General features: G+C 59.3%; 24 protein-coding genes and 1 pseudogene. 13 read left to right on the top strand and 12 right to left on the bottom strand.

Annotation, left to right across the window (positions count from 1 at the left end; genetic code table 11):
* The first annotated feature begins 146 nt into the window (after positions 1–146).
* Both FHT28_RS23770 and FHT28_RS23765 read left to right on the top strand, forming a co-directional pair.
* Positions 147–1,280: an esterase-like activity of phytase family protein gene (locus tag FHT28_RS23770; RefSeq protein ID WP_168597519.1), complete on the top strand. Its 1,134-nt coding sequence runs from the start codon at positions 147–149 to the stop codon at positions 1,278–1,280.
* A 137-nt stretch (positions 1,281–1,417) separates the two neighbouring features.
* Positions 1,418–2,596 (top strand): AI-2E family transporter, encoded by a 1,179-nt coding sequence (locus FHT28_RS23765; protein WP_047556703.1) that lies wholly within the window; start codon positions 1,418–1,420, stop codon positions 2,594–2,596.
* Positions 2,597–2,605: 9 nt separating this feature from the next.
* Here FHT28_RS23765 and FHT28_RS23760 read toward each other — a convergent pair.
* The 4 genes and pseudogenes from FHT28_RS23760 to FHT28_RS23745 form a co-directional block, all read right to left on the bottom strand.
* A pseudogene (locus FHT28_RS23760) lies at positions 2,606–3,068 on the bottom strand (GNAT family N-acetyltransferase).
* A 33-nt stretch (positions 3,069–3,101) separates the two neighbouring features.
* Entirely contained in the window at positions 3,102–4,256 is a 1,155-nt protein-coding gene (locus FHT28_RS23755; protein WP_168597534.1) for a DUF2336 domain-containing protein, read from the bottom strand.
* A gap of 104 nt (positions 4,257–4,360) precedes the next feature.
* On the bottom strand, positions 4,361–4,966 hold the full coding sequence (locus FHT28_RS23750) for a flavin reductase family protein (protein WP_047556697.1): 606 nt from the start codon (positions 4,964–4,966) through the stop codon (positions 4,361–4,363).
* Positions 4,966–5,553 carry a nitroreductase gene (locus FHT28_RS23745; RefSeq protein WP_047556695.1) on the bottom strand — a complete coding sequence of 196 codons (588 nt, stop codon included), beginning with the start codon at positions 5,551–5,553 and terminating at the stop codon, positions 4,966–4,968. Before FHT28_RS23745 ends, FHT28_RS23750 begins: the two co-directional genes overlap by 1 nt.
* Positions 5,554–5,663: 110 nt before the next feature.
* Here FHT28_RS23745 and FHT28_RS23740 point away from each other — a divergent pair, with 110 nt between their 5' ends.
* Positions 5,664–6,782, top strand: coding sequence for a hypothetical protein (locus tag FHT28_RS23740; protein WP_037202225.1), 1,119 nt, complete (start codon positions 5,664–5,666; stop codon positions 6,780–6,782).
* Positions 6,783–6,830: 48 nt separating this feature from the next.
* Here the strand turns inward: FHT28_RS23740 and FHT28_RS23735 are convergent, their stop codons facing one another.
* The 5 genes from FHT28_RS23735 to FHT28_RS23715 form a co-directional block, all read right to left on the bottom strand.
* Positions 6,831–7,670: a lysophospholipid acyltransferase family protein gene (locus tag FHT28_RS23735; RefSeq protein ID WP_047556692.1), complete on the bottom strand. Its 840-nt coding sequence runs from the start codon at positions 7,668–7,670 to the stop codon at positions 6,831–6,833.
* A gap of 104 nt (positions 7,671–7,774) precedes the next feature.
* Positions 7,775–9,760: a threonine--tRNA ligase gene (thrS, locus tag FHT28_RS23730; protein WP_168597518.1), complete on the bottom strand. Its 1,986-nt coding sequence runs from the start codon at positions 9,758–9,760 to the stop codon at positions 7,775–7,777.
* A 127-nt stretch (positions 9,761–9,887) separates the two neighbouring features.
* Positions 9,888–10,418 carry a DUF1697 domain-containing protein gene (locus FHT28_RS23725; protein WP_168597517.1) on the bottom strand — a complete coding sequence of 177 codons (531 nt, stop codon included), beginning with the start codon at positions 10,416–10,418 and terminating at the stop codon, positions 9,888–9,890.
* Positions 10,419–10,422: 4 nt separating this feature from the next.
* Positions 10,423–10,842: a membrane protein insertion efficiency factor YidD gene (gene yidD / locus FHT28_RS23720; protein ID WP_168597516.1), complete on the bottom strand. Its 420-nt coding sequence runs from the start codon at positions 10,840–10,842 to the stop codon at positions 10,423–10,425.
* 15 nt (positions 10,843–10,857) lie between these two features.
* Positions 10,858–11,319 carry an iron-sulfur cluster assembly scaffold protein gene (locus tag FHT28_RS23715; RefSeq protein ID WP_168597515.1) on the bottom strand — a complete coding sequence of 154 codons (462 nt, stop codon included), beginning with the start codon at positions 11,317–11,319 and terminating at the stop codon, positions 10,858–10,860.
* 293 nt (positions 11,320–11,612) lie between these two features.
* Between FHT28_RS23715 and folE the strand changes: the two genes are divergently transcribed.
* The 3 genes from folE (at position 11,613) to FHT28_RS23700 (ending at position 13,769) form a co-directional block, all read left to right on the top strand.
* The gene (gene folE / locus FHT28_RS23710) at positions 11,613–12,224 is read left to right on the top strand and encodes a GTP cyclohydrolase I FolE (RefSeq protein WP_037202236.1); all 612 of its coding nucleotides are present in this window, start codon (positions 11,613–11,615) and stop codon (positions 12,222–12,224) included.
* 25 nt (positions 12,225–12,249) lie between these two features.
* Positions 12,250–12,699 carry a phosphoribosyl-AMP cyclohydrolase gene (gene hisI / locus FHT28_RS23705; RefSeq protein WP_037202238.1) on the top strand — a complete coding sequence of 150 codons (450 nt, stop codon included), beginning with the start codon at positions 12,250–12,252 and terminating at the stop codon, positions 12,697–12,699.
* A gap of 110 nt (positions 12,700–12,809) precedes the next feature.
* Complete coding sequence (locus FHT28_RS23700) at positions 12,810–13,769, top strand: patatin-like phospholipase family protein (RefSeq protein ID WP_037202241.1); 960 nt, start codon at positions 12,810–12,812, stop codon at positions 13,767–13,769.
* A 171-nt stretch (positions 13,770–13,940) separates the two neighbouring features.
* Here the strand turns inward: FHT28_RS23700 and FHT28_RS23695 are convergent, their stop codons facing one another.
* Positions 13,941–14,375 carry a CBS domain-containing protein gene (locus FHT28_RS23695; protein ID WP_037202244.1) on the bottom strand — a complete coding sequence of 145 codons (435 nt, stop codon included), beginning with the start codon at positions 14,373–14,375 and terminating at the stop codon, positions 13,941–13,943.
* Between the two features lie 168 nt (positions 14,376–14,543).
* On the bottom strand, positions 14,544–15,314 hold the full coding sequence (locus FHT28_RS23690; protein ID WP_092573765.1) for a rhomboid family intramembrane serine protease: 771 nt from the start codon (positions 15,312–15,314) through the stop codon (positions 14,544–14,546).
* Positions 15,315–15,632: 318 nt separating this feature from the next.
* Here FHT28_RS23690 and FHT28_RS23685 point away from each other — a divergent pair, with 318 nt between their 5' ends.
* The 7 genes from FHT28_RS23685 (at position 15,633) to FHT28_RS23655 (ending at position 22,173) form a co-directional block, all read left to right on the top strand.
* Positions 15,633–16,295, top strand: coding sequence for a PAS domain-containing protein (locus tag FHT28_RS23685; protein WP_052212158.1), 663 nt, complete (start codon positions 15,633–15,635; stop codon positions 16,293–16,295).
* An 84-nt stretch (positions 16,296–16,379) separates the two neighbouring features.
* The gene (locus tag FHT28_RS23680; protein ID WP_037202247.1) at positions 16,380–17,009 is read left to right on the top strand and encodes a PilZ domain-containing protein; all 630 of its coding nucleotides are present in this window, start codon (positions 16,380–16,382) and stop codon (positions 17,007–17,009) included.
* A gap of 45 nt (positions 17,010–17,054) precedes the next feature.
* Positions 17,055–18,041 carry a prolyl aminopeptidase gene (gene pip, locus FHT28_RS23675; RefSeq protein WP_168597514.1) on the top strand — a complete coding sequence of 329 codons (987 nt, stop codon included), beginning with the start codon at positions 17,055–17,057 and terminating at the stop codon, positions 18,039–18,041.
* Between the two features lie 390 nt (positions 18,042–18,431).
* Complete coding sequence (locus FHT28_RS23670; RefSeq protein ID WP_037202251.1) at positions 18,432–19,037, top strand: transglutaminase-like cysteine peptidase; 606 nt, start codon at positions 18,432–18,434, stop codon at positions 19,035–19,037.
* Positions 19,038–19,374: 337 nt separating this feature from the next.
* Entirely contained in the window at positions 19,375–20,145 is a 771-nt protein-coding gene (locus FHT28_RS23665) for a hypothetical protein (RefSeq protein WP_168597513.1), read from the top strand.
* Positions 20,146–20,262: 117 nt separating this feature from the next.
* Entirely contained in the window at positions 20,263–21,768 is a 1,506-nt protein-coding gene (locus FHT28_RS23660; protein ID WP_168597512.1) for a serine hydrolase, read from the top strand.
* A gap of 129 nt (positions 21,769–21,897) precedes the next feature.
* On the top strand, positions 21,898–22,173 hold the full coding sequence (locus FHT28_RS23655) for a hypothetical protein (protein WP_037202255.1): 276 nt from the start codon (positions 21,898–21,900) through the stop codon (positions 22,171–22,173).
* 13 nt (positions 22,174–22,186) lie between these two features.
* Here the strand turns inward: FHT28_RS23655 and FHT28_RS23650 are convergent, their stop codons facing one another.
* A complete protein-coding gene (locus tag FHT28_RS23650; RefSeq protein WP_037202257.1) occupies positions 22,187–22,621 on the bottom strand; it encodes a DUF1489 family protein in 435 nt (144 codons plus the stop codon).
* Positions 22,622–22,671 lie beyond the last annotated feature (50 nt).

Here is a 22,671-nt window from a genome sequence, read left to right as displayed (position 1 = left end):
CAGCAGCAGATCGCCGCGGGCAATGACTCCCGGCGATATTTTATTGAACTGACGGATATTCGTTACGAAGCCGTCATGGACGGATGCGTAGATGGCGGCATGGCTTGAATGCCATCATCCCATTCATCCGGATTTGTTTTATCCCTATGCTGAAGCCCTTTTTGACGACTGTCGCCGCCGTTCTGCTTTTCGGCCACGCCGCTCATGCCGCCGATATCGGCGCTACCATCGACGTGCCCTGCCCCTTCGGCGACTGCAAGGCCGGCATCAGCCTTTCCTATCTCGGCAACTACGATATCCCGACCGGTTTCATGGAAAATGGAGTAGAGATTGGTGGCCTTTCGGGCATCGATTTCGATCCGTCCACCGGCCGCTATATCTCAATCAGCGATGACCGCTCCGAGAAGGCCCCGGCGCGCTTCTACGATCTCGATATCGATGTGAGCGTCAGCGGCTTGAAAGGGGTAACGGTTGTCGATCATGTCACCTTGAAGGACAAGGATGGCCAGCCTTTCGCTTTGCGAAAGGTGGATGCCGAATCTATTCGCTTCGGCAAGGACGGCATCTATTGGAGTAGCGAAGGCGACGGCAAGGCGCTGTCGCCGCCCTTCGTGCGCGTTGCCAACCGCGATGGCAGCTTCGTGCGCGAACTTCCCTTACCGGCGGGATTTGCTCCCACAGCCGACAAAAGCACCGGCATCCGCGACAACCTCGCATTCGAAGGCCTGGCCCTTCTCTCTGGTGGCGATCTGCTGGTCGGCACGGAATCCGCGCTTTACCAGGATGGACCGATCACGACGCTGACCGCCGGCGCGCTCGCCCGCCTCATCCGTTACGATGCGGCAAGCGGCGAGCAGAAGGCGCAATATGTCTACCCGATCTCGCCCATACCGCAGGCGCCCTCCATGGCAAGCGGCTGGAATGACTTCGGCATGTCCGAGATCATGGCGCTTGACGATCGCCACCTCCTATCGATCGAGCGCGGCTATGCGCAAGGTGTCGGCAATTCGGTCGTGATCAACATGTTCGATCTCGATGGTGCGACCGACGTTTCCAACATCCCTTCCCTTGCTAAGACCGATCAGCGGATCGTGCCTGTGCGCAAGGTACAGATCATGGATCTGCGCGCTCTGGGCCTGGCACCCGACAATATCGAAGGCATTACTTTCGGCAAGGCGAAGGATGGCACGGACGTATTGATCCTCGTCGCCGACAACAATTTCAACCCGACGCAGAAGACCCAGTTTTTCGCCTTCAAGGTGATCCGCCGTCCCTCGTGACGCCTTTCTTATTCGCGTGCCAGTCGTGTTACTGTCACGGCGACGGAATAAAGAGGCTTTCAGGCTGCTGCTCTTGAAACAGCCTAGATCATACCCCATAACCGGTTGATCTAATAAAGAGGGGCGAAGTAAGTCGGGTGGGTGTATTTGAACGTCATAAGCCTAAGGAGCATCGGTGGCTGGGGTCGAGCGCACATGCGCGCATGCCGCTCATTCCATCCATTTCCGCGGCGCGCTGGCTGCTTATTCTGATCGCCATTGCCGGCATCTATTTCTTCTACGGCTTTCTCGTTCCGGTTATGGCCGCTGGGGTCATCGGCTTCGCCACATGGCCGCTTTACAGCGATCTGGTGCGCCGCACCGGCGGAAACACGACGATTGCGGCTACTATCGCCATCATCTTCATCGTCACCTTTCTAGTGCTGCCGATCATTCTTTCTGCCGTCTATATGGCCGGCGAAGTGCGCGAATGGTTCGGCTGGGCCGTGCATGTCAACCGCGACGGTGCGCCGACGCCGCAATGGATTTTGGCGCTGCCCCTCGTTGGCCCATGGCTTGGCGATCAGTGGACGCAATATATCGGTAGTCCTGGCTCCATCGGTGAACTGGCGCAACTCATCAGCGGCGCGCATATCGGCAATATCTACAGGGCCGTCCTTGCGGCCGGTGGCAGTGCCTTCCACGTCGTGCTGACCTTGCTGTTCATGCTGATAGCCCTGTTCTTCATCTATCGCGATGGTTCGACATTCGTTCGTCAGGTCGATCTGCTCGGCGAGCGAATTCTTCCGAACCGCTGGGAGCGGATCTCACGTGTCGTACCGGCGACGATCAGTTCGACCGTCATGGGCATGACGCTGATCGCCATCGGCGAGGGTGTCGTGCTTGGCGTGGCCTATTGGATTGCCGGTGCTCCATCAGCGATCACGCTCGGTGTTCTCACAGGCGTGATGGCCCTCGTGCCGGGCGGCGCGCCTCTCTCGATGTCGCTTGTTTCGATTTATCTTGTCGCCAGCGGCTCGTTTTGGGCGGGTATAGCGTTGTTTCTTTGGGGGACGATCGAGCTGTTCATCGTCGATAAGACGCTTCGCCCGAAGCTTGTCGGCGGCCCGATCAAGCTGCCGTTCCTGCCGACTTTCTTCGGCCTGGTCGGCGGCGTGAAGACCATGGGTTTCCTCGGCCTCTTCATCGGTCCAGTGCTAATGGCGATCATCGTCGCCATTTGGCGCGAATGGATTCGCGAGGCGGAATTGACCGAGGAACAGCATGCGCAGGAGCCGGAATTGCAGCTGCATGTTCGAGACGGTTCTGACGGGTGAGCTCCACGCTTACTCTTTCGTCAGTCGTTTTTCCATGAACAGGCTCAGCGGATCTGGCTGGTAGCTGCCGAAGGCGGCAATCTCGTGATAGCCGAACCTTCTGTAAAGGCCGATCGCTTCCGGCTGATATGCCGGTTTCGAGCCGAACTGCCCTAAGGTTTCTTTCGGCCGCCGCCGCTTCGAGCGTCTCCATCAGCTTGCGGGCGACACTGCGGCCCCTGGCGACGGGATCGACGAACATGCGCTTGATTTCCGCTGTGCCATCGCCTGCTTCCACCAGGGCACAGCACCCGACGATATCTCCCGCGATCCTGGCAACCCAGAAGGTCACGCCTGACTTTTCCAGTGACGCCAAATCGAGCATGTGATTGCTTTCAGCGGGATAGAGTGATTCCGCATAAGCGTTCGACATATCGAGAAGACGGACGACGCCATCCTGGCGCGGGCATTCGATAGCAATAGTTAGCGGCAAGACGCACCTCGAAGATAAGATGCGCGCTGAATATCACGCGGCCGCGAGGGTCGCCAGCGCGGCGAAATTGCGCGCCGTCTGCCGCCTTTCGGCGTTTGCGAGCTTTTCCACCATATCGAGCAGTTGCGTGGTCGCGGCGGGCGGCTGCTCGGCAAGGCGGAATTTGCGTATCAATCGCGCAGAAACATTTTCCAGCATGGCCGCGCCGTTCTCGCGTGATGCCTCGCGCCAGATCAGCGTCGCCTCCACGAAGACGGTGCTGATATCGCGGGATAATCCTGCGCTCTCGTAAAGCGCGCGAATGGCGTATACGCGACCTCTTGACAGAATGGAGCGCACGCGGCGTTCGTCGCAGCCGGAAAGATTGGTGATCGCGCCAGCGAAGAAATCGACCTTGCCGGAGCATAGCGCATGCATCAGGAAAGCTGGCGTCAGCCAGCCCCTGTGCCTGAGATGCTCCACCAGGTCAGGCAAATGATCATGTTGAGCTGAGCCGGCGATGGCGACGGTTGCCGATTCGGTGGCCTCGCGCGTCACCTGCTGCAGCCTGTGGCTGCCGACCGTCGCCTGTATCAGGCTTGAGCCAGACAGGGCCTCGCTGACGCGATGCATCAGCAGGTGCCGAATATCGGACGACAAGGCATCGCGGGACAAAAGCAGGCCGCGTATATCGGCACAGTCGCCGAACCGCTCCGCTATCCGCTTCAGCGAAGCGTGCGGAAGCAATGCGCCGTCATTCTCCAGAAGACACAGGATTTCGGCTTCTCCGCCGATTTCGCAGAGTGCTGCACAGACTGTTCTCGGCACATGCCCGCGAGAAGCAATCAAGACGCGCGTCACGTCACTACCGCGCAGTGCGAGATCGACCAGATCGGCATCGGTAAATACCGGCGAGAAGAGAATGACCTGTCCCGCGATTTCGGGCTGATCCTCGGCAAGGGACAAGATCACGTTACGCGGCGCATTCGTCGAGGCAGCGACCGCCTCCGCAAGCGAGAGCCGCACGCGCGGCGACGGATCATCAAGCAGATAGGTCATGGCCATTTCTGCGGCGGTGCGTTCTTCCCTTGGCATTTCCGATTGCAGATAGGCTCGACCGAGCGCATTGGCCGCCCTTGCCCTGTTCTCTGCTTTGGCGGTTTCGGCCCAGCGAAGAAATGCTTCTATGATCACGTAACGCCCCGATATCAGCGAGACGATTCCCGCCGCGCAAACTCATATCCTCCACGTTACCGGGGAAAGGTTTACGGCGCGTTTACCTTATTTATTAACCACTAATGCTTGCAGGCATATCAGGGTGCCTTGGGCCGTATCATCTCGAAGACATCGCTGCCTTCGCTGTAATCCATATAGCCCATGCGCGCGACCGGCCGCGCAAGCGCCATATCAAGCCTTCCATCGCGGATGATCGTCTCGTCGATATGGATACCGACCACTTGGCCGATGACCATAATATTTTCCGAAACCTCCCCATCGAGACCTTTGGGCTGAAGGATTTCGGTTGCCCGGCACTCGAGTACGGCAAAGGCTTCCCCGACATAAGGCGCATCGACCAGCGTGCCGAGCTTCGCCGTCAGACCGGCCAACTCGAACTCGTTGATGCCGTAGGGTACGCCAATCGACGAATGGTTCATTTTTTCAACGAGATTGCGGCTGACGAAATTGGCGGTGAAGGCGCCCGTTTCCTCGACGTTGCGTGCGCTATCCTTGCGGCCGGCGGAGGAAAACATCACCAGCTTCGGCCGATCGCTGATCGCGTTGAAAAAAGAATAGGGCGACAGGTTCAGCGAGCCGTCCCTCCCCTTGCTGCCGATCCAGCCGATCGGCCTCGGCGCGACGATGGCCTTGAAGGGATCATGCGCGAGGCCGTGCCTGTTGGTATCCGTCGTATAGAACATCACGCGTCCTCGCCGCCCACCCAAGTTACGGTTTCAATCAATTCCGGACGTGGACGTTCGACGGGCGGGAACTCAGAGGAGCCGATGTGAATGAAGCCGGCAACCTTCTCGCCCGGCTCGACGCCGAGCAGCGGATAGGCGCGCTCGTCATAGGCGAACCATTCGGTCAGCCAATTGGACACCCAGCCGTGGGCGTTCGCTGCGATCAGCAGGTTGAGGCAAAGCGCCCCCGCCGACATCAATTGCTCCCATTCCGGGATCTTGAAATGCGGCGCCGCCTTACTGACGACGGCGATGACGACCGGCGCGCGGGTGAAGCGGGTGCGCTCCACCTGGATCATCTCCTCGGACAGATCCGGCTTGGCCTCCAGCGCGAGCTTCAGCAACTCCTCGCCGATGCGCGCCCGCTCCTCGCCGCGATAGACGATGAAGCGCCAGGGGGCGAGCTTGCCATGATCGGGCACGCGCGAGGCCAGCCGGAGAATCTCCTCGATCTCAGGCTTGTCCGGACCCGGCTCCGCCATTTGAAACGCGGGAATGGATCGGCGCACTGCGAGATAATCGACCAGCTTGATATCGGTTTTCATTGAGTGATTGCTTTCATTTTGGCGTATGGGAGGATGTGGGTCTTGAATTTGCCATGGCATTGGTTTTGAAGTGGCCTGTGTTTTACCGGAAGTCAATCGGTTGGGAACCCATGTCAGGCATTTCATCCGCTCGCCGATTGAGCGCGGTTTTCGCGATATTCGCCAGCCTGAGCACGGTCGCTTCCGCCCAGGACGCCTTCAAGGAATTCAAGCAGCTTGACGGCAGTGTGAAGATGCCGAAGCTCAACGCCTTCGTGGCGCCGAACGGCGAAAATTCGGCGTCCCGCACATTGCGCGACGTTTCCTTGGAGGCAAAGCTGACGCCTGAGAGCGGTCCGCAGCAGCAGGGTCTGTCCTGGTATGTCTTCAGCCCCAATGCCGGCGCTGACGGCAAGCTGCCGCTGGTCGCCAGCTCCAAGGGTGGCTCTGCGTCCTTCCATCTTTTGCCCGGCGATTATTTCGTCAACGTCTCCTTCGGCCGTGCGGGCGTCACCAAGAAGCTGAGCGTGCCGGAAACGGGCGACACGCAAAAGCAGACCATGGTCCTCGATGCCGGCGGCATGGTGCTGAATGCCGTTTCCGGATCCGATGTCCGTATCCCGCCTGCCGAGCTGAGCTTCTCGATCTATTCCAGTGAAGCCAAGGAAGACGGAGAGCGCGGCTTAGTCATGGCCGATGTGAAGCCGAACACGCTGGTGGGCCTCAGCGCCGGCACCTACCACATCGTTTCCGAATACGGTGCCGTCAACGCAGTCATCCGCGCCGATATCCAGGTGGAGGCCGGCAAGGTGACAGAGGCGACCATCCAGCACCGCGCCGCAAAGATCACGCTCAAGCTCGTGTCTGATGCCGGCGGGGAAGCGATCGCCGACACCGCCTGGTCGATCCTGACATCTGCCGGCGACATCGTCGGCGAAAGCCTCAGCGCCTTTCCGACCATGGTGCTCGCCGAAGGTCGCTATACCGCCGTCGCCCGCAACAAGGACAAGATCTACCAGCGCGATTTCACTGTGGTAGCCGGCACGAACACGGATGTGGAAGTGTTGATGAAGGAACAGCAGCCTCAGGATGCCGACGACCAGCAGCCAGCCCAGCAACTGCCCGTCCAGATGCCGCAGATGCGGCAAAGCCAGACCCCGCAGACGCAACCGGCCACATCCACTCAACAACCGTTGCCGACCTACGAACAATTGACGCCGGCAGGTGGCGAGGGCGAAAGCATGGATTGACGGCAGGAGCGGCTTTTCCCGCGGCTGAAGGCTAAAGGCCCTCGTCCCTCATCCTGCTTTTCGCCGCGGCATCTTCCTGGGTGGTGCCATCGAAAAGACCGCGCCGTAGAGTTTCGAGAGCAGATCCTTGCGATCGCTTCCCTCGCTCAGCGTTTCCCAACTCATCAGCGTGCCGATATGGGCGGTGATCGTGCTGCCGGACAGGCGCCGGAATTCGCGGATCAACAGCGAGATGCGCAGCGTCATCGAAAGGCGGCTCGCCAGATGAAACAGCCGGCCGTTCTGCCCTTCGAAATAGATGGGAATGACGCTGGCGCGTGCCGCCTGGATCAGTTTAGCCGGAAATATCTTCCACGGCAGATCTTCAGCGCGTCCGAAGCCTTTTTTGGCTGTCGCGACACCGCCGGCCGGAAAGACTATGATCGTCGTGCCTTCCTTGAGCAGGCGAACGGCCTCGTGGCGCGTCTTCATGTTGATCGCCATCGCCTCCTTCGTTTCCTCGAAGGAAACCGGCAGCGAATAGTCGTTCATTTCAGGCACTTTCAACAGCTCGTTGTTGATCAGCACCTTGAACGGGCGGCCGAGCTCTTCGGCAAGCGCCAACACGGCGATCCCATCCCCGATGCCAAAGGGATGGTTGGCGACGATGACGATCGGTGCAGCGGGAATATCGCGCGGCGGCCATTCACCCTTTGCGACCAGCCTGATGTCGATGAGATCGAGCATCTTTCCGAAGACACGCTCGCCTTTGCCGACGATATCGCTCCGCCATATGTCATAGAGCCGGGCATAGCGATCGCGCCCGGACAGGCCTTCGATCGAACGGATGAACCAGCGCTTGATGCGCGTATCCCGTTCATTGGCGTAGGATAATTCTTTGAAATCCAAATCCGCAACGGGCTGCCCCGCTCCTTGTGCTCCAGGCGCTGCATTGCCGCTCTATGTCAGTTGCCTGACGGCACCATGAACGTGTCGTCAGGCAGGATCTGAGATCAAGCGGCCTTTGCGCGTTTGGCTTCCCTCTTGCGCAGAATGTCAGGCGCCGTCGCTTCGAGGGAAAGCGATGCGATCGCCTCATCGAGCGACATCGACGTCTGAGCCTGGCTGCCGAGGCGGCGGATATTGACCGAGCGCTCCTCCGCTTCCTTCTTGCCGCAGACGATGATGACAGGAACCTTCGTCACCGAATGCTCGCGGATCTTGTAGTTGATCTTCTCGTTACGGAAATCGGTCTCGACGTTGAGGCCCGCATCACGCAACGCTTCGGCAACTTCTTCGCCGTAAGCATCGGCTTCAGAGGTGATCGTCGCCACGACGACCTGCAGCGGCGAGACCCAAAGCGGCATGTGGCCAGCGAAGTTCTCGATCAGGATGCCGAGGAAGCGCTCCATCGAGCCGCAGATGGCACGATGGATCATGACAGGCTGCGTCTTTTCGGAATGCTGGTCGATATAGAACGCGCCGAAGCGTTCCGGCAGGTTGAAGTCGACCTGCGTCGTGCCGCACTGCCATTCACGGCCGATGGCGTCCTTCAGCGTGTATTCGAACTTAGGCCCGTAGAACGCGCCCTCGCCCGGCAGAATGCCGGTCTTGATGTTGTTCGACTGCTGCTGGATGGTCTCCAGCACATTCATCATCACGCTTTCCGCGCGATCCCAGAGCGCATCGGAGCCAACGCGCTTGTCCGGACGTGTGGACAGCTTGATGGTGATCTCATCGAAGCCGAAATCCTTGTAGACCGAGAGGATCAGATCATTGATCTTCAGGCATTCGGCCGCCATCTGCTCGTCGGTGCAGAAGATATGCGCGTCGTCCTGCGTGAAGCCGCGCACGCGCATCAACCCGTGCAGCGCGCCCGAAGGCTCATAGCGATGCACGGCACCGAATTCCGCAAGGCGGATCGGCAGTTCGCGGTAGGACTTCAAGCCATGCTTGAAGATCTGGATATGGCCCGGGCAGTTCATCGGCTTCAGCGCGAAGACGCGATCGTCATCCGTATCGTCGCCGGCAACGGTGACCTTGAACATGTTGTCGCGATACCAGCCCCAGTGACCGGAGGTTTCCCAGAGCGATTTGTCGAGCACTTGCGGCGCGTTGACTTCCTGATAGTCGCCCTGCAGCCGCCGGCGCATGTAGGACACCAGCGTCTGGAAGATGCGCCAGCCCTTGCCGTGCCAGAAGACGACGCCTGGGCCCTCTTCCTGGAAATGGAACAGGTCCATTTCGCGGCCGAGACGGCGATGGTCGCGCTTCTCGGCCTCGGCAAGGATGTGCAGATAGTTGTCGAGATCTGCCTGCTCGGCAAAGGCCGTGCCGTAGATACGCGTCAGCATCGGATTGTTGCTGTCGCCACGCCAATAGGCGCCGGCCACCTTCATGAGCTTGAAGGCGGTGCCGATCTGGCCGGTTGAGGCCATATGCGGACCGCGGCAAAGATCGAACCAATCGCCCTGATAGTAGATCTTCAGGTCCTGACCTTCAGGAATGGCATCGACCAATTCCACCTTGTAGCGCTCGCCCTTGGCGGCAAAGACTTCCTTTGCCTTCTCGCGCGGCCAGATCTGCTTGGTGAACGGCGCATTGCGCTGGATGATCTCGCGCATCTTCTTCTCGATGACCGGTAGGTCATCGGGCGTGAAGGGCTCGTTCTTGGCGAAGTCGTAGTAGAAGCCGTTCTCGATAACCGGGCCGATAGTGACCTGCGTTCCCGGCCAGAGTTCCTGCACCGCTTCCGCCATCACATGTGCTGCGTCATGCCGGATGAGCTCCAGCGCGCGGTCGTCCGTGCGGGTGACAATCTCGATCTTGCCGTCGGTTACCGGATCGGAGAGATCGCGCACGGTGCCGTCGATGGCAACCGCGACGGCCTTCTTGGCCAGCGATTTGGAAATGGATTCGGCGACATCGCGACCGGTCGTGCCGGCAGCGAAGCTGCGCACGGAACCATCGGGAAATGTCAGGGAAACGGATTGGGACATCGATATTCTCCTTGTCCAGTCCCGCCAACGAATGCGGGTGGTTTTAAAGATGAAGATCCAAACAGACGCAGCTTGGAACCGCGCGCCTGATAGCTTTATTTCTCTGTCTAGTAAAGAAAAAGCGGCGCTAGCGGTCGATCATCTCGGCCAAACCGCGCACGGTGTTCCAGTTTCGCATCGTTCCAATGCCAAGCCGCTTGGTCGTCAGGACCGGCAATAATTTCGTCTCGCTGGCCTTGAGCCCGAAATCGATCCAGAGATCGCCGTCAACGATCGCCATGCGCTCGCCGCTGTGCCGGTATTTCGCAAGCACTTCGAGAATCTGAGGCTCCAGCGGCTGACGCATGACGCGAATGGCGACCTCGCTGCCGATGCCATCGACAAAGGGATTGCCCTCGGCAAGCTTCAGCCATGTCTTGGCGTTTCGCACGATGATGCCGACATGCTTGCCAAAGGTTTTGACAAAACCAGCTTCGAGCTGCGCCTCGATGGAAGCAATCGTCTGCGTTTCGCTCTCGAAAATCAGATTGCCGGTTGCGACGAGTGTTCTGGCATTGCGAAAGCCAAGCTCCTCCGCCATAGCTTTGAGATCTGCCATGACCACTCTGCGGCCGGCGCCGAGCACGACGCTATGCGGCAGCGCGACATAAACCGCCATGCGGTCAGGCAGCCTTTTGCCCAAGGCGGAAATAACGCCAGGGCGTCCACCAACGGTAATGGCGTTCCAACTGGCCGGGCACCGGATCGAGCCCGCTCGTGCCTCCGGGGCCGCAGCGCGCCACACGAAACAGCGTCATCCAGCCGCCGGCCCACAGGCCATGGCGGGCAATCGCCTCATAGCCATATTCAGAGCAGGTCGGTATGTGGCGGCAGGAATTGCCGACAAAGCCAGAAAGGGTCAGTTGATACAGGCGAATGAAGCCCATGCCGAAGAGCCGGTCGGGCGTCTTGCGGAAAGGGCCGGAATAATTGCGGGATTGTGCCTTTCCACCGGATGGCTCTGCATTGCGTCGCGCGCTCCTTGGAGCTGCAGCGCCGCCCTCGTCTTCATCATCGTCCTGCATGAGACAGAATTGACACATTGCTCGGCGCCTCGATCAGACGGCTTCGGCCGTTTTGGCGTTTTCGCCCTGGCGTGCCGCCTCGATCTGCCCAATCGCATCGACGACGGCATCGAATGTCAGCATCGTCGATGCGTGGCGAGCCTTGTAATCCTTCACCGGCCTTAGGTAGCGCATGTCCTCGAAGCGCCCGCTCGGCCCCTCGCCGTCTGCCTTGAGCATGGCAAGCATATCCTCGCGTGCCTGGCGCAGTTCTTCCGCCGAAGCTCCGACGACGTGGCGGGCCATGATCGAGGATGATGCCTGACCGAGCGCGCAGGCCTTGACGTCGTGGGCAAAATCGGTCACGACGTCGCCGTCCATTTTCAGCCAGATTTTTACGCGAGAACCGCACAGTCTGGAATGGGCCTGGGCAGTGGCATCGGCGTCAGGAAGACTGCCGATTCGGCCGATATTGCCGGCAAACTCCAGAATTTTGCTGTTGTAGATGTCGTCCATCACAGATTCTGCTCCGATGCACCTGTGTTGCGTTTCGCAATAAAAAACACAGCGTGTCCATCCAGGACACTTTCACAGGGACAATGCCATACTATATGTATGTCGTTCGAAGACCATCGAAATGCAATGGTCTTCTGTAAGTTTGATGGGAAACCGTGCAGGACGGCAGGCTTGTCCGCCAGCCAGAACGCCCCGGAGCCCGCCAAAGGTACACAATCTCCGTGTCTCGGGGAATGCCAGTGGCGAGTCCGACAAGATGATATCCGCGTAGCGGGTCAGGAGATCCACAGGTAATGGACGCCATTGTAAAGAACTTTCCGCAAGTCGTTGAATCCGAACGTCCTTCGCAGAAGGAAGCCGAAGACGCAGTCCGCGTCCTGCTTCGCTGGGCCGGCGACGATCCGCGGCGCGAGGGTCTCCTCGATACGCCCGAACGCGTCGCCAAGGCCTATCGCGAGCTTTTCGCCGGCTACGACATGAACCCCGAGGATGTGCTCGGCCGTACCTTTGAAGAGGTTGCCGGCTATGACGACATCGTTCTCGTGCGCGACATTCCGTTCTTCTCGCATTGCGAACACCATATGGTACCGATCATCGGCAAGGCGCATGTCGCCTATCTGCCGAACGGCCGCGTGCTCGGCCTGTCGAAGATCGCCCGTGTCGTCGAGATCTTCGGGCGCAGGCTGCAGACGCAGGAAGCCATGACCGCGCAGATCGCCAATGCGATCGACGAGACGCTCCGCCCACGCGGTGTTGCTGTCATGATCGATGCCGAGCACATGTGCATGGCGATGCGTGGCGTGCAGAAGCAGGGTTCGTCGACGCTGACCACGACCTTTACCGGCGCCTTCAAGGCTGATCCGGCTGAACAGGTTCGTTTCATGTCGATGGTCCGGGGACGCTAACTGCGCTTCAACGAAAGAGCCGGAGATGAATCTGATTTTCAATGCGCCTTCCGAAGACAAGTCCGAGCTCGAAGACGCAGGCGATTTCACGCCCCGTTTCGACGATCGCGGCCTGATCACCGCGATCGTGACCGACGCGCATGACGGCGAGCTCCTGATGGTCGCGCATATGAATGCCGAGGCGCTCGCTCTGACGATCAAGACGGGAACGGCGCATTATTTCAGCCGCTCCCGCGGCAAAATCTGGAAAAAGGGCGAAACCTCCGGAAATTTGCAGGCTGTGAAGGAAATCCGTACCGATTGTGATCAGGATGCCATCTGGCTGAAAGTGGAGGTCGCCGGTCACGACGCAACGTGTCATACTGGGCGCCGTTCCTGCTTCTATCGGACGGTCGAACTCGAGGACGGGAAGCCGATGCTGAACGTGGTCGATGATCACCTGCATTTCGATCCGAGCGAAGTCTACAAACAGTAAGCCCAATCGATGGCACGTCGTCCCAGAAGCAACGGCCGGATATACGATTTGGAAACGAAAAAGGGACAGTATTTTAGCAAGAGGCATATGAGCCTCGGAGGAGGCTTTAAATGCTGAATTGGGGGTTGAATCGTCAGAACGGCGGACAGAACTGGAACGGTTCAGGTACTTCCAACGATACGTCCAATCCGCTTGTCGCTCCCGCTCCTCCCAAGAAGGTCAAGATTGCGCTCGCACTCGGGGGCGGCGCCGCACGCGGCTGGGCGCATATCGGCGTGTTGCGCGCCCTGGACGAAGCGGGAATCGCAGTCGGCATGATCGCCGGCACGTCGATCGGCGCGTTGGTCGGCGGCTGTTATCTTGCCGGCAAGCTAGACGAACTGGAGGCTTTCGCCCGTTCGCTGACCATGCGTCGCATCGCGAGCCTTCTCGACCTGACCATTGGTGGTAGTGGCCTGTTCGGCGGCATGCGGTTGACCAAGCGCATGCAGGAACATCTCGAAGGCCTATCGATCGAGGATCTGGATCATCCTTTCGTCGCCGTCGCTTCGGAACTCAACACCGGCCACGAAGTTTGGATTGCGAACGGCTCCCTCATTACTGCGCTGCGGGCGTCATACGCCCTGCCCGGCATTTTCGAGCCGGTGCGCTCCAACGGCCGCACCCTGGTCGACGGCGCTTTGGTCAATCCCGTGCCGGTTTCGGTGTGCCGCACATATGAACAGCCGCTCGTGGTCGGCGTGAACCTGCATTACGATCTTTTCGGCCGCTCCGCCGTGGTCAAGCACAGTGTCGCCTCGCCCAATGGCGATCTGCTGCGACGCGAAGACACTCCCGCCATGAGACTCGGCATGACCGGCGTCATGGTGCAGGCTTTCAACATCATACAGGATAGAATTGCGCGCGCGCGTCTTGCCGGCGATCCGCCCGATCTTGCGCTGCATCCCCGGCTTAGCGATATCGGCCTCTCCGAATTTCATCGTGCCGGCGAGGCGATAGAACGCGGCTACGAGGAAACTTTGGCGAGATTGACGGAAATCCGGCGCATGCAGGAAGCCTATGCCCGGTAGGGCGTAAATTGCAAAAGGTGGACGTCTGTTCGGAGCCTCTTTCGGCCAAGGGTGCAAGAGGGTTCGGTAGATGCCGCACGATCCGGTGCTTCTCTTTGACCTCAGCGTGTTCGTTGCTGCAATCGACCCACTGGGTCGATTGCTTCGGCTGGGTCGAGCCGTTCCTCGACCTCACCCAGCGATATAAGCCTTGATCTGCTCGGCCTCGAGCTCGATCTCACGGATGCGCCATTTGACGACGTCACCGATCGAGATAATGCCGGAAAGCTTACCCTTCTCTTCGACGGGGACATGGCGGAAACGACGTTGCGTCATCAGCTCCATCAGCTCGTCGGTCGTAGTGTCTTCCTTGCAGCGATGCACCTTCGCGGTCATCAGCGATGCGATCGGCTTGTCGAGGCATTCTGAGCCATGCTTGGCAACCGCATTGACGACATCCCGCTCCGTGAAGATACCGGAAATCTTGCCGCCCATGGCGGTGACGACGATTGCACCGATACGCTTCTCATTGAGAATCTTGGCAGCCTCGGCAAGCGTCGTATTACCCCCGGTGGTCACGACATCGCGGCCTTTGGCGTCAAGTATGGCCTTTACGGAAACAGACATTCAATCCTCCCATCTCGAAAGCACAGTGAACACTCAAGCGTCCGATATGTTCCGAAATCACCCCCCGGATTTCAAAGCGGCGCTCTGCTCATCGGCAGAAAAGGTCTCCTCCACCTTCCCACCGATACGTAGGAATGGTGCGCCTGCGGAGGCAAGAAAGCAACAGCTTCATTCATCGAAGGGCGCGGGTTCATGCACTTCAATAGATGGCTGCCGATCGAACAGTGAAAAGAGCAGAAACCCGAAGAGAAAGCCGCCGATATGGGCGTCCCAGGCCACCGGCTGCGAGCTGTCTCCGGCAAGCGTGATGCCGAAGGCGACAAGTGCGTTACCGGCGACCCACATGACGATATAGGCAACGACAGTGCGGCTTCGCAGTGAGTCGAGAATGGTGAGGCGCGGGTTCAGATGTGCCTCCCGCATGGGGAGGCGACGGCCATCCATGGCGGGAAATGCGAAGCGGCAAGCCGCTCCCATGAGTGCCGAGACGACCCCGGATGCCCCGATCAGCAGCGTCTGGTCGCCCCAGTAGAGAGCGGCATGCATGAAGGCCGAGGCGGCGGACGAGAGGATCCAGAAAATCACGTAGCGCGTGCCGCCGATGCGCCGCGCCACCGGCGCCGCGAAGACCATCAGCCATAGGCTGTTGAAGACGATGTGCTCGATCCCGCCGTGCAGCAGCGAGTAAGTCACGGGGGTCCAGAGCCATTCCAGGCCCTGCTGCGACAGCGGAAGCGCATAGCGGGCGGGAATGAAGCTGAACGTGAAGTAGAGCCAGTTCAGCGTGTCGTCGGACCACCATGGCAGGTTCATGACTGCAAAGACGATGATCAGGACGGCCAGACTTGCCAGAATGACCGGAGGCAGGTTGAAGGCCGGGACGCGCTGTTGCGGCCGCGGATCTTCAGGTTCTTGGCGCGGCAGCTGTTCATCGTCCATGTCTTGCTCTGCTTTTCCATAGATGAAGTCGACACATAGCACAGCAGGAATCAAAAAAAAGCCGTCCAACGTTGTGGACGGCGTATCGGGCGTTTCTCACAGGGACTGGCCTGAAAAGGCCTATCCCACGCCCGGGATAGTTGGTGCTGATGGTCACCTGCGTGAAGTGATGAACAATTCCTTTCATTCATTGTCGCCAAAGGCAATCGAAACCACTTGTTAACCCTAACAACCCGGCCCTGGCATGGAATTCGCTACGTCTGAGGTGAAGGCAATGAATGCCGTAGTATTCGAACCAAAATGGGACACGGACGCATTATGCGCCAGAAGACGAGCACCGAAATATTTACCTACTGGGAGCAGGTCCGCGGCGATGCGGATGCCCCGCTGCGCAATTTGATACAGCCATCGGCGGTTAGCCGTATCCTGCCCGAACTGTTCATCCTGGAGAACACTTCGGATGACAATCCCCGCTTCCGCTTGGCCGGCACTACAATCTGCAGCCTCATGGGACGCGAGATCCGCGGCGAGAATTTTGCCGCTTTATGGGCAGGAAGCCAGCAAGACGATCCGGTTCGTATTGCCGCCGGCGTGATGACGCATGTCGTCCCCGCCTTGATCAATGCCACCGGCTACAGCGTCAGCGGCCGCAGTATGACTTTCGAGATGGTATTGATGCCGCTGCGCACATCCGGCGATATCTGCGACAGGTTGCTGGGATGCCTGACGCCGACCGCTCGTTCGACATGGCTCGGCAACGAGCATCTGGATTTCCTGGCGCTCGACCGCAGCCGCCTGCTTTACGAGCGCCCTGCCCGCCTCGTGGATGCGCCGCCCCATCCGGATCCGGTCGATCTCCTGCCGGTTCAGGAAAGTGCCGGTCTCGGCGAATGGATGCGTCGGAAGTTGAATCTCGCATTGAATGACGGCGAACAAAGCAAGATTGATCCATCGCGAGACAGATTCGGTCGTGGTCTCTAAGCTACGTCTTAGGAAAGACAACCTTACCTTAAGAAGTTTCGGCTAATAACTGCAGAAGACGCAATCGGTTCGAGAAGCTTTTCCATGCATTCGTTCCAGCCGGTCCACGCGACACGGTCAAATCAGACGGCAGGCAATGCCCTTCGCAACGATCAGCGGACCTTCCAGCGGGTTCCGATCAACATGCAGGGTCGCCTGATGCTGGCTAATTACGAGGAATACGAATGCCTGGTGACGGAGATGTCGCCCGGCGACATGTATGTCACTTGTCTCGGCCGCCCACGCGCCGCTGAGCGCGTCATCGCCTACATCGATCATCTCGGCCGTGTCGAAGGCAATGTTGTTGCGATCGACGGCCGCGGCTTCAGCATGTCGATCAATGCGACCGAGCGCAAGCGCGAGAAACTGGCGGCGCAGTTGACCTGGCTTGCCAACAAGCACGAGCTCGGCCTGCCGGAAGATCGTCGTCACGATCGACTGATGCCGCGCAATACGACCAGCGAACTGACACTGGATGATGGCACAGTCCATATCTGCCGCATCATGGACCTTTCGCTGTCGGGTGCTGCCGTGGACATCGAAATCCGCCCGACCATCGGCACGCCGGTGCGCCTCGGCAACATGCGCGGCCGTGTCATCCGTCACTTCATGGAGGGCGTCGCGATCGAGTTCCTCTCCCTGCAATCGCGCGAGACCTTGCGCGAATTCCTCTGATACTGTCATCCTCCTGTTGCGTAGCGCCCGGAAATAGCGGCGTCTATGTTTCACGCTCGACGGCACGAGATGCTCTATCCGGAAATAATCCCATATGATCAGGGTCTGCTTGAGGTCGGCGACGGCCAGCGGATCTTCTGGATGCAATCCGGCAATCCACAGGGCATGCCTGTCGTCATCCTGCATGGAGGGCCCGGATCCGGTAGCTCCGCGGGAGCGCGGCGTTATTTCGATCCGCAATATTACAGGATCATTCAGTTCGACCAGCGCGGCTGCGGCGATAGTTTCCCGCATGCGTCCGAACCGAGCATCGATCTATCGGCCAATACGACATGGCATTCGGTTGCCGATATCGAGCGGTTGAGACTGCTGCTCGGCGTAGAGCGCTGGATCGTATTCGGCAATTCCTGGGGGTGCACGCTCGCCCTCGTCTACGCCGAAACCCATCCGGGGCGCGTGGACTCCATGCTGCTCGTCGGCATCACCATGACGCGGCAATCCGAAATCGACTGGCTCTACCGTGGGCTAGGTCGCTTCTTTCCCGAGGAGTGGTCGCGCTTTCGTGCGGCAGTGCCGGAGGAGGCGCGCGACGGCGATCTGGTCGCGGTCTATTATCGCCTGTTGATTGATCCGGATCCGGCCGTTCACGCGAGAGCGGCGGGCGATTGGCACGAATGGGAGGCCGCCTCGATCCTGGTCGACCCTCGCGCGACCCTGTCCGCGCGCTGGTCCGACCCGCGCTATCTGACAGCACGGGCGCGCATCATAACGCACTACTTCCATCATCGGGCCTGGCTGGAGGATCGGCAGATCCTGCGTGACATCCATCGGCTCGCCGGTATCCCATGCACGATGATCCATGGACGTCTGGATCTCGAGGCGCCTGTGGTTACCGCGTGGGAATTGTCACAGGCTTGGCCAGCAGCGCAGCTGGTCATCGTTCCCAACGCCGCCCACTCGCCCGCGACAGCAGAAATGGCGACTGTCATTGTCGAGGCGGCCGATGCGCTTCGTGCTCTCGGGACAAAATAAAAGTTCAAAAATTTCTCGCGCCTGTTTTCCCAAAATGAGACAGTCCAAGGCGATTTCCCCTGTCATGGGCATTCCGTTGACGTTCCGGTGGAAGCTTTTCGTCTCGCCACGGCGCTATTTTTGACCGAACCGACGTGTGGCTGTTAAGAATTTACCCGACCGGAAATCATTTCAAAACAGTTCGATACTGCGATTTTCCGAGCGCGAGCCAATACCGAAAACACTCAAATTCTAATCAAATTCGCCGAAAACTTGATTCAAGTTTTCCGCTTGTTTTATGAAAATTTTCTCCGGATTTGAATAAACTAAGTCCTTAATTTGACTGCGTAATTTTGCGCCGGATAAAAGCATGCGTGTCATTCTGGTCCCAATAAGAACAGGGACAGGGACATGAACTTTCAATTCGTACTTCGCGGCTGCGCCGCATTGGCGCTCGCCACTCTCGGCTTCTTCGGCTTTGCTCAGGCCGCACCTGCCAACATGACGATTACCGGTGACGCCGCGCCCCCGATCGGTCACTACGAGTTCTGCAAGGAGAACCCGCGGGAGTGCGCCTATGCCGGCGGCGACGCCGGTCCGATCCTCCTCTCCCAGGACAGCTGGAAGGCGATCCTGAAGATCAACTACACCGTCAACACGACGATCAAGCCGATGACCGATATGGAACTCTACGGCGTCGAGGAAAAATGGGCGATCCCGACCACCGCCGGCGACTGCGAGGATTTCGCATTGCTGAAGCGCAAGCAGCTGATCGATGCCGGCTTTTCCCCGTCCGACCTGCTCATGACCGTCGTGCTGCAGCCGAACGGCGAAGGCCATGCCGTTCTGACCGTTCGCACCGACCGCGGCGATTTCGTTCTCGACAACATGCGCAACACGGTAAAGCTCTGGTCGGAGACCGAATACACCTTCCTCAAGCGCCAGTCGGCTGACAATCCGGCCCGCTGGGTCAAGATACAAGACGGCCGCGCCGTCGCAGTCGGCAGTCTGAAGTGAGCCTACACGCCATATCCGATCATCGGCGACCTAGCGCCGGTGATCACGATCAGAGGCCCGGTCTCGTCCCCTGATTTCTGTCCAGGCCGGCGCCTCTGAGCCGTTCCCGCTGTCCCGGGAACGGCTCTTTTCGTTATTGGCGCATCCCTTGCAAAGCGAAAGCGAATAATTTCAGCGAGCCGGCACGACAATAGATTGGTTGCCGATGCACTTTTAATCCTTCATTAACCACTGTGGCGCCAAACATTTTCCTGACAAGACTCACCAAAGGTCTGGTGCCGCAGCGGTTTTGCCATCGACGATGGCTACCGAGGCGGAAGCAAATGAAGGCAAGAGCATGGCTTCTCCCCTGTCACACACCTCTGTGGTTGACGAACGGCCGCTGATCTCGAGCGGTCTCGTCTATAGACTTACATCAGGCGCTGCCCTCCTGGCCGCCCTCACTGTCGCCATATCCGTCGGCGGTCATTGGCTCGGCGAGAAAATCTCGCTGGCCGGCCATACGACCGAGACCAAGGCCATTGCGGTAACGATCGGCGAGGACACGCTGCACCTCGCAGCCAACACCATCCGTTTCCCGAGCGAGCGAGTAGACGGAGCGGCCGAACGCGTCGATCTTTACCTCACATGGCCGCAGATGCAGGGATACAGCGCCGCCGATCGGCTGCGCTTCGACGACATTTCCCAGTCATCCTCGCTGATTTTCCTGCAGCTTAGCCAGAGCACGATGTCGCGGGACATGTCGGGTCGCCTGGAGCCGATCTATTCGCACCTGATCGAAGGCGAGGCCTATGCCGGCCCCTACGGTCTGGCGGCGCATCGACTGCGTGCCGACGCAGGCTATAACGGCGAAGTGCTCCTGACAGCGCCACGCGCGGGCGAGCCTGATTATGTCGTGCGCTGCATCCTGCCCGCTTCGCATGCCCTGGCAACCAGTGGCGATTGTCAGAGAGACGTGAAAGTCGGCAAGGATCTGAGCGTTCTCTACCGCTTTTCAAGTAACCAGCTTGGGGACTGGCACAGCATGGATACTGCCGTCCAAAGCTTCGTGAAGGCGCGTCTTGAGGATGTCGCGGGCGCCGGAACTCCATCTGTGGGCGGTCGCTAAAATGGCGCGAAAACCTGAAACCAACTGTTCATCATAAACCGATTGGTAACGCTAGGCCCTTAGTCTAGAACGCAACGGGCGTTTCTGGAGGCGGCGACCGGATAATCGAGAATGTAAATGCAAGCAGAGAGTGATTTAGTGTCCAGATCAAACCTTCCCGCATCGTCGTCTCAGTCCGGTAAGATTCTGGCGAGAATGTTCCTTGGATTTGCGATCGCGACAGCAACGGTCACCGTGACCGTGGATGCCAACGCAGCCGGTGGCCCGAGATATGCGGGCATCGTTATCGATGCGAATACTGGCAATATTCTCTACAGCGAAAATGCTGATACGCTTCACTACCCCGCCTCGCTGACCAAGATGATGACGGTCTACCTGACCTTTGAGGCGCTGGAAGCCGGACGGATCACTCTGGACACGCCGGTCGTCTTTTCCAGGAACGCCGCCGCTCAGGCTCCGACGAAGCTCGGCGTTGGCGCCGGCCGGTCGGTGACCGTTCGCGATGCGATCCTCGGCATCGTCACCAAATCAGCCAATGACGCCGCAATGGCGCTCGGCGAGATGCTTGGCGGCTCGGAGGAAGGCTTTGCCCGCATGATGAACGACAAGGCGCGTGCGCTCGGCATGACACGCACGACCTATCGCAATCCCAACGGCCTGCCGAACACGGCGCAGATGACGACGGCACGCGATCAGGCGCGCCTTGGCATTGCCCTGCGCGAACATTTCCCACAGTATTACGGCTTCTTTTCCGAGACGAGCTTTCGGTTCGGCAATCGCGTCATACCCGGTCACAATCATCTGATCGGCTCGGTTCGCGGTGTCGATGGCATCAAGACGGGCTATACGCGTGCCGCAGGCTACAACCTCGCGACTTCGGTGAAAGTGGACGGACGCTCCATCGTCGGCGTCGTCTTGGGCGGCGCTTCGACGCCGGCCCGCGACAATCAGATGCGCAAGCTGATCGCGGAATATCTGCCGCAGGCATCGACAAGGCACATTGCTTCGAATGTCATCGCGCAGACGCCTGCGACGACGCCGAATGTTCAGGCCGCAAGCGCCCGCATGGCGGACATCAACCGCGCAAAGATCAAGAACGATGAGACCGCGGAAGTCGTCGATACTCAACAGCCATCCAGCGCGGCAGCTTTTGCGGCGATAGCGCCCAAATCCGCCAATCCATTGCTCGCGGCCAAGCCGGTCCAACGCGCCGCCTCCGACGAGGTTGCTTCCATTACGCCTTCAGATGACGGCGATGAGGACGAGGTCGATACCGTCACGACTGCGTCGACGTCCAAGGCCGATACGAAGATCGTCAAGCTGCAACGGGCTGACAAGGCGGAAAAAGCCGAGAAGGTAGCAAAGGCAAGCAAGGCTGAGCGTGACCCGACCGGCTGGGTTGTGCAGATCGGCGTTTCTTCCAGCAAGGATGGTGCAAGCGATCTCCTCGATGCAGCCAGAAGCAAGGGCGGCAAAGCATTGCGCTCGGCGAAGCCCTATACGGTCTCCTTCGACGGCGGCTATCGCGCGCGCTTCGGTGGTTTCGATGATCAGAACTCGGCAATCAACGCCTGCAAGGCTCTCAAGCGGGCTGGCGTAAAGTGCTGGGCGAGTATGGAATAGAGGTGCGGCCTGAGTTTTCATGCCGCATTGCTTGAAGATCGGTCGGGTTTCTCTTGATGATGCCTGACCTTCCGGTCCCGGATGTCCATGGGGCCGGCCCTGAGTTTGTAACGTGTACGGGGACTTGAAATGGCAGTGAACGAGAACTTTCCCGGTTTCTCGCTCGATGGCGCGGGCAAGATGAAACCGAAGAGCTTTGCTCTTCATCCGTTGCATGAGGCGGCGATGCGTTTGGCGGACCTGGGTCTCAGCCGCTCGCGTTCACGCAACAAGACGAAAGACCTAATCGGCATCCTGCTTTGCCACGGCGCGCGCGCCTGGCGCTATTCGCAGCCGGAGGCACATATTCACATCCACATCACCGCGCCGAGCGGTCGATCACCGGTCCTGATGCGGCTGCGTTAAGCAGCCGCCATGCCTACAGCAAGCCGAGCTCGGAAAGTTCTCGCCGCAGGTCGGCAGGCAGCTCAGCGACACCGCCGAGACTATCGAGATCGCGCGGCACATCCTCCTGCGGCAGATAGCGCCAGCCCTGGAAGGGGCGACGCGGCTGACCGGTCGTTTCAATGACGCTTGGGTCAAGGATAAGCCGGCAACGCTGTATGCCTTCGGCGTCAGTGAAGGTCTCGATGCCGAGCAGCTTCTGTCGCGCCTGCACCTGCCCCTTGATCACCCAGTAAAGCGAGCCTCCATCCAGCAGGTCGTCGATGCGCTTCGGTACCATGCGCGTGGTATGCGTGGTGTGCGGCTCCAGCCCGGCAGCAATGGCATTCATCGCCCGCTCGGAAACCCATTCGCGCAGATCCTCGAGCGAATCCGCGCCCACGCATAATTTGATGAGATGCAAAGCCATAACGCCGTTGAAATCCTTTTGACCGGCAGCGTCAAGCTTTTCGCTGTCGA

Source organism: Rhizobium sp. SG570 (genome assembly GCF_012275345.1).
GTDB classification, from domain to species: domain Bacteria; phylum Pseudomonadota; class Alphaproteobacteria; order Rhizobiales; family Rhizobiaceae; genus Rhizobium; species Rhizobium lusitanum.
The sequence above is the reverse complement of the archived record's forward strand: the minus strand, read 5'-3'. Positions and strand labels throughout refer to the sequence as shown.